The sequence below is a fragment of the Actinospica sp. genome, from assembly GCF_035552695.1.
GTDB lineage: Bacteria > Actinomycetota > Actinomycetes > Streptomycetales > Catenulisporaceae > Actinospica.
In genome coordinates this window covers 1-6279 of the sequence record NZ_DASZKT010000022.1, presented here as the reverse complement: position 1 = coordinate 6279, position 6279 = coordinate 1, and the positions used below count along the sequence as shown (strand labels likewise).

Sequence of the window (6279 nt, the reverse complement as noted above, 5' to 3'; positions counted from 1 at the left end):
CCCTGCCACGATCGGGCGGTCCGCGGCAAACGATCCCGTGTGCCGGCGGAAGCGTCGTTCCGCGGTCGACCATCGAGGTACTCATCGACCACGGAGCAGACCCGGACGTGCGCGACAGTCACGGCCGCACGCCGCTTGACTGGCTGGAACAAGCGGCACCGTCGGTGCCGCGAGCCGCCGTGCGGAACCTGATCGCGCCCGGACCGCATCGATGATCACCGCGGCCCGCGGACCAGGGATCCCCGGGCTCCGGTAGCTTCGGGGTTATGGAGCTCCACGTCGGCTGCCCGATGTGGAACTACGCACCCTGGCAAGGCAGGTACCTGCCTGGATCGCTGTCCCCGCGGGAGCGCCTGCGCGCGTACGCGACCTGGTGCAACGCCGTGGAGGGCAATACGACCTTCTATGCGATCCCCGCCCTGGACACGGTGACATCGTGGGCCGAGCAGACCACCGCCGACTTCCGGTTCGTGCTCAAGCTGCCGAAAGCGATCACTCATGAGCGCCGCCTCGCCGACGTCGCGGACCCGCTCCGCGCCTTCCTGGCCGCGATCGAACCCCTCGGGCCGCGGGCCCACGCCCTCTGGATTCAGCTGCCCCCGTCCTTCAGCCCGGCCGACCTCGGCGCCCTGGCCGGTTTCCTGCGCCGCCTCCCGCCCGGGCACCGGTACTGCGTCGAGGTCCGGCACCGCGCGTTCTTCGAGGACCCGCGCTGGGAACAGCAGCTGGAGAGGGTTCTCGGTGAGGCCAGCGCCGAATGGGTGACGTTCGACACCACCGTCCTGTTCGGGAGCGCCCCGGTGACCGCCGCCGAACGGGAGGCGTTGACGAACAAGCCACGCCTGCCCCGCCGGTCACGGGCTCTCACGTCCCATCCGGTCGTCCGCTACCTCGGCCGGGACGACCCGGCACGGACGGTCGCGGGATGGCAGCCCTGGCTCGACACGGTGGCCGGCTGGCTGCGTGAGGGGCGTTCCCCGACCGTCTTCATCCATACGCCCGACAACGTGGACGCGCTCAAGCTGGCCCGCCGATTCCACGACGACGTGCGAGCCCGGGTGCCCGAGGTCGAGCCGCTCCCGGAACCGGTTCCCGCCGGACCGCCGACCCTGTTCTGAACCCGGTCACGATGATCCGCGGGCGGCCAGGTACCGGGCGAGGTGATCGATGACCGCGCGGGCGTCGTCCTCGATGCCGCTGATGAACGTGGACCTGCGCCGCCGCAGCACGGGCAGCCCGAGCGCGTACAGTCCCGGGCTGTCGGCCACGCCGCCCTCGTGGCGCAGCTGGCCCTTCGGGTCGACCATAGGCACGTCGAGCCAGCTGTAGTCGGGCCGGAAACCCGTCGCCCACACGATCGCGCGGATCTCGCCGCTGCCCAGGTCGAGCTGCAGCCGCGCCGACGAGGGCACGCCGGTCGGCGGGAAGCGTTCGGGCGGGCCGACCCCGGCGTCGCGTCCGTTCGTCCGGGCCCACTCGTCGAACGTGTCCAGCAGGCGCCTCATCTTGAGGTCCGCGAGCGAGAACACGTTGCGCAGGCCGCCGGAGAACAACGCCCGGCCGTCACGGACCGCCGCCCAGCGGCCGGTCAGCTCTACGCCCAGCGAGGCCAGCGCGTTGAGATCCAGCGTCGTCCGCTCGGGAGTCCCGACGAGCTGGGGGGAGGGCAGCCGCCGGGCCCGCGTCAGATCTTCCACCTCGTCGTACCGCTGGTCCCACACGCCCGACGCGTCCATCCACCACAGCACGTCGCGGCCGCGGTACGTGCGCGGCAACCGCACGTGCTCCCCCACCGACAGGGTCACCGGCCGGCCCGACCGCTGCAGCTCGGCGGCCAGCTGCACGCCGGTCGCCGACGCTCCCACGACGAGCACCCCGCCGTCGGGGAGCTTGGCCGGGTCGCGGTAGTCGAACGGCGTCAGCTGTTCGACGGACGCCGGCACCGCGCCGGCCAGCGCCGGCACCGACGGCTGGTTGCAGGCACCGCTCGCGATGACCACGGCCCGGCAGGCCAGCTCGCCGTGCGTCGTCGTCACGCGGTACCCGTCGTCGGTGCGCCGAACCGACGTGACGGTCGTGCCGGTCCGGACGGGAGCGCGGGCGAGCGCGGCGAAACGCTCGATGAACGCGGTGACTTCCGCCACCGTCATGTAGCCGTCGGGGGCCGGGCCTGCATAGCGAAGGCCCGGCAGGCGGCTTTGCCAGTTGGGCGTGAGCAGCCGCAGCGAGTCCCAGCGTTCGGTGCGCCAGGAGTTCGCCACCTCGCCGCGCTCGAGCACGACGTGGTCGATCGACCGGTCGCCGAGGAAGCGGCTCGCGGCCAGGCCCGCGTGCCCCGCGCCGACGACGACCGTGGTTACACGCTCGATGACGTGGACCCGAAACCCTCAGGCGACTTCGACGGTGACGTTCGTCGGGTTCGTGAGCGCGTCGAACACGGCGGAGCGCTTCTGCGACTGGGCCACCAGCGCCTCGATGTCCTCCCGCGACGCGTCCGCGTCGATGTGGAAGGTCACCTTGATGTCGTTGAAGCCGTTGCGGACGTCGCTGTCGGCGCCGAGAATGCCGCGGATGTCGTGCTCTCCCTCGACCGTCGAGGTGACCGAGCGCAGCTGGATGCCGCGGTTCTCCGCGACCGACGCCACGCCCGCGGTCAGGCAGCTGGCCAGGCCGACGATGAGGTACTCGATCGGCGTGATGCCGTTGTCCGTCGCCGCGAAGACCTCGGGGTGGTCGGCCTCGAACACCGACTCGGCCTTGTGCTCGCGCTCCTCGCCGAGGCCGAAGAAGCTCTGCACCTTGATCTGGCTGTGCACGCCGTGCTGCCAGCTGGCGGACGCCCGCCAGGTGAACTGGGCGGCCTCGGGCGCGCCCTTGAGCACCTCGCGCGCGTCGAGTAGCGCCTGTACGTTGACGCCGTTGGTGACCGTGGTCATGTCCCCTGTGTCCCTCTCGCTTACTTCATTAGTATTCCGGTGGAGATGATTGACAATACAACAGCTCCGACCAGCTAAGATAGCCTGCATGGCGGAGCCAGCCCCGACGCTCGCGGCCGGTCCCGCCGGCCCCGCCGACGCAGCCGGCCCAGTCAGCACAGCCGGCAGTGTCGGCACGGTTGAAACACAGTACCTCGACCTGCCGGGGCCGGTGCGGCTCGACTGCGGCCAGGATCTGTACCCGGTTCGCGTCGCGTACGAGACCTATGGTGCCCTTTCACCCCGGCGTGACAACGTCATCCTGGTCTGTCATGCGCTCAGCGGCGACGCCCACGCGGCGGGCTTCGCGAAGGCACCGCCCGAATCCGGCACCCGCGACGGGTTCGCGGCCGAGGATCGCGACGGCGTGACCGGCAAGGCACTGGGCTGGTGGGACGGGATGATCGGGCCCGGCAAGGCGTTCGACACCGACCGGTTCTTCGTCGTCTCCACGAACCTGCTCGGCGGCTGCCGCGGGACGACGGGGCCGTCGTCGACCGACCCGGCGACCGGCAGGCCGTACGGGCCGGACTTCCCGGTGATCACGGTCGCGGACATGGTGCGGACCGAGCGCGCGTTCCTGGACGTGCTCGGGATCGAGCGGCTCGCGTCGGTGGCCGGCGGCTCGCTCGGCGGGATGCAGGCGTTCGAGTGGGCGATCCTGTTTCCCGATCAGGTCGACGCGGTCGTCGCGATCGCCAGCACGCACGCGCTGCACCCCCAGGGCGTGGCCTGGAACTCGATCGCGCGGGACGCGATCATGCGCGATCCGGCCTGGCAGGGCGGCCGCTACTACGACACCGGCCGCGCGCCCGACGGCGGCATGGGGGTGGCGCGGATGGTCGGCCACATCACCTACCTGTCCGCGCTGGCGCTGCACGACAAGTTCGGCCGGCGGCTGCAGTTCGCCGACGACATCCGCTACACGATCACCGAGCCGGAGTTCGCGGTCGAAAGCTACCTGCGCCACCAGGCCGACTCGTTCGTCCGGCGCTTCGACGCCAACACCTACCTGCGCATGTCACGCGCGCTGACGTACTTCGATCTCGCGCGGCAGTACGGCGGCGGATCGCTCGTGCGGGCCCTGGACGGCGTTCGCGCGCGGACACTGCTGATCGCGTTCAGTTCCGACTGGCTGTACCCGCCGTCCGCGTCGAGGGAGGTCGCCGACGCGCTTCGCGCGCTCGGCAAGCCGGTCGAGTCCCACGTGATCGAGGCGCCGTACGGCCACGACTGCTTCCTGCTCGAGGAAGCGCGGCAGACGCCCATCATCCGTCAGTTCTTGAGCAAACACAGCCTGGGCTCAGAGTGACCTCAGGAAAGGGGTCCTGGTGACCGACAAGCCTGCCCGGGTCGAGGAAGACCGGGCGTTCGGATTCGAGACACGGCAACTGCACGCCGGGCAACGGCCCGACCCGAACACGGGCGCGCGTGCGGTGCCGATCTTCCAGACGACCAGCTACGTGTTCGAGGACCCGGAGTCGGCGGCGGCCTACTTCAACCTCCAGGAGTACGGGAACACGTACTCGCGCATCATGAACCCGACCGTCGCGGTGTTCGAGGAGCGGGTGGCGAACCTCGAGGGCGGCGCCGGCGCGGTGGCGTTCGCCAGCGGGATCGCCGCGCAGGCCGGCGCGCTCTTCACGCTGCTGCAGCCGGGCGACCACGTCGTGTCGTCCTCGGCGCTGTACGGCGGGACGGTGAACCAGTTCAAGCACTGGCTGCGCAAGATGAACGTCGAGCTGACGTGGGTCGACCCCGACGATCCTTCCGCCTGGGAGAAGTCGGTCCGCGCGAACACCAAGGCGTTCTTCGGCGAGACGATCGGCAACCCGGCCGGGAACGTGCTGGACATCGAGACCGTGGCGGCCATCGCGCACGAGCACGACCTGCCGCTCATCGTGGACAACACGTTCGCGACGCCGTACCTGTGCCGCCCGATCGAATGGGGCGCCGACATCGTGATCCACTCGGCGACCAAGTTCATCGGCGGCCACGGCACGAGCATCGGCGGGGTAGTCACCGAGGCGGGCACGTTCAACTGGTCCAACGGGCGGTTTCCCGTGGTCGCGGACCCGTCGCCGGCCTACCACGGGCTGCAGTTCCACGAGACGTTCGGGACCTACGGCTACCTGATGAAGCTGCGGGCCGAGACCCTGCGCGACCTGGGCGCGGCACTCTCGCCGTTCAACGCCTTCCTGTTCCTGCAGGGGCTCGAGACGCTCTCGCTGCGGATGGAACGCCACGTCTCTAACGCTCTGGCGGTCGCGGAGTTCCTCCAGTCCCACGAGCTGGCGTCGAACGTGACCTACCCCGGCCTGCCGTCGAGCAGGTACCGGCCGCTGGTGGAGAAGTACCTGCCGCGCGGGGTCGGCGCGGTGTTCTCCTTCGACTGCGCGGGCGGCCGGGACGGCGGCCAGGATCTCATCCGGGGCGTGACCCTCTGGTCTCACCTGGCGAACGTCGGCGACGCCAAGAGCCTGATCATCCATCCCGCCAGCACGACGCACCGCCAGCTGGGCGACGACGAGCTGCGGGCGGCCGGCGTCGGCCCGGGGACGGTGCGATTGTCGGTCGGCACCGAGTCCGTCGAGGACCTGATCTGGGATCTGCGGCAGGGTTTCGCGCTCGTCGCCGCGACGGCGGGCGCCGGCCGGAAGGCGGCGACTCCGTGATCGATCTGGCGCGGTACCAGGATCCGCTGACGATCCAGCGCGTGCTGCATACCGCCAGCACGATCGCGATCGTGGGCCTGTCGAACAACGAGCTGCGGGCCAGCTACTTCGTCGGCTACTACCTCAGGCGGCACGGCTACCGGGTGATCCCGGTGAATCCCCGCGAGACGGAGATCCTCGGGCAGAAGTGCTACGCGAGCCTGCTGGACGTGCCCGAGCCGGTGGACGTGGTGAACGTCTTCCGCGCGCCGGATGCGCTGCCGGGTATCGCGCGGGACGCGGTGGCGATCGGTGCCGGCGCCCTGTGGTGCCAGTTCGGTGTGATCAACGAGGAGGGCGCGCGGATCGCCGAGGACGGCGGCGTGACCGTGATCATGGACCGCTGCCTCAAGGTCGAGCACGCGCGTTACGTGGGCCGGATGCACTGGCTCGGCTTCAACACCCAGCGGATCACATCCGTCCGCTCCGGGCTCCAGTGAGTTCCTAGCCGACGAGTCACCGCATCCGCGCGTGCACCGTGCTGACCCGGTCGATCCTCACTGGCAGCGGAATGAGCCAGGGCGACCTGGGTAGAGGCGCGAGCCACGGCGTGTGCGAGCGCCGGTGACGGAAGGTGGCTGACATGCCCA

The 6279-nt window shown here is 70.4% G+C and carries 6 protein-coding genes; 4 read left to right on the top strand and 2 right to left on the bottom strand.

What is annotated here, in order from left to right:
- Positions 1-266 precede the first annotated feature (266 nt).
- On the top strand, positions 267-1118 hold the full coding sequence (locus tag VG296_RS03610; RefSeq protein ID WP_325563011.1) for a DUF72 domain-containing protein: 852 nt from the start codon (positions 267-269) through the stop codon (positions 1116-1118).
- A gap of 6 nt (positions 1119-1124) precedes the next feature.
- On the opposite strand, the gene VG296_RS03605 is transcribed toward VG296_RS03610, so the two are convergent.
- Positions 1125-2369, bottom strand: a complete 1245-nt coding sequence (locus tag VG296_RS03605; RefSeq protein WP_325563012.1) for an NAD(P)-binding domain-containing protein — start codon at positions 2367-2369, stop codon at positions 1125-1127.
- An 18-nt stretch (positions 2370-2387) separates the two neighbouring features.
- Complete coding sequence (locus tag VG296_RS03600; protein WP_325563009.1) at positions 2388-2936, bottom strand: OsmC family protein; 549 nt, start codon at positions 2934-2936, stop codon at positions 2388-2390.
- 88 nt (positions 2937-3024) lie between these two features.
- Here VG296_RS03600 and metX point away from each other — a divergent pair, with 88 nt between their 5' ends.
- The 3 genes from metX to VG296_RS03585 are packed head-to-tail and all read left to right on the top strand — an operon-like array spanning position 3025 to position 6129.
- A complete protein-coding gene (gene metX / locus VG296_RS03595; protein WP_325563007.1) occupies positions 3025-4287 on the top strand; it encodes a homoserine O-acetyltransferase MetX in 1263 nt (420 codons plus the stop codon).
- Positions 4288-4306: 19 nt separating this feature from the next.
- The gene (locus tag VG296_RS03590; RefSeq protein ID WP_325563005.1) at positions 4307-5650 is read left to right on the top strand and encodes an O-acetylhomoserine aminocarboxypropyltransferase/cysteine synthase family protein; all 1344 of its coding nucleotides are present in this window, start codon (positions 4307-4309) and stop codon (positions 5648-5650) included.
- Positions 5647-6129, top strand: coding sequence for a CoA-binding protein (locus tag VG296_RS03585; RefSeq protein ID WP_325563003.1), 483 nt, complete (start codon positions 5647-5649; stop codon positions 6127-6129). The genes VG296_RS03590 and VG296_RS03585 overlap by 4 nt, the downstream gene beginning before the upstream one ends.
- Positions 6130-6279: the final 150 nt, after the last annotated feature.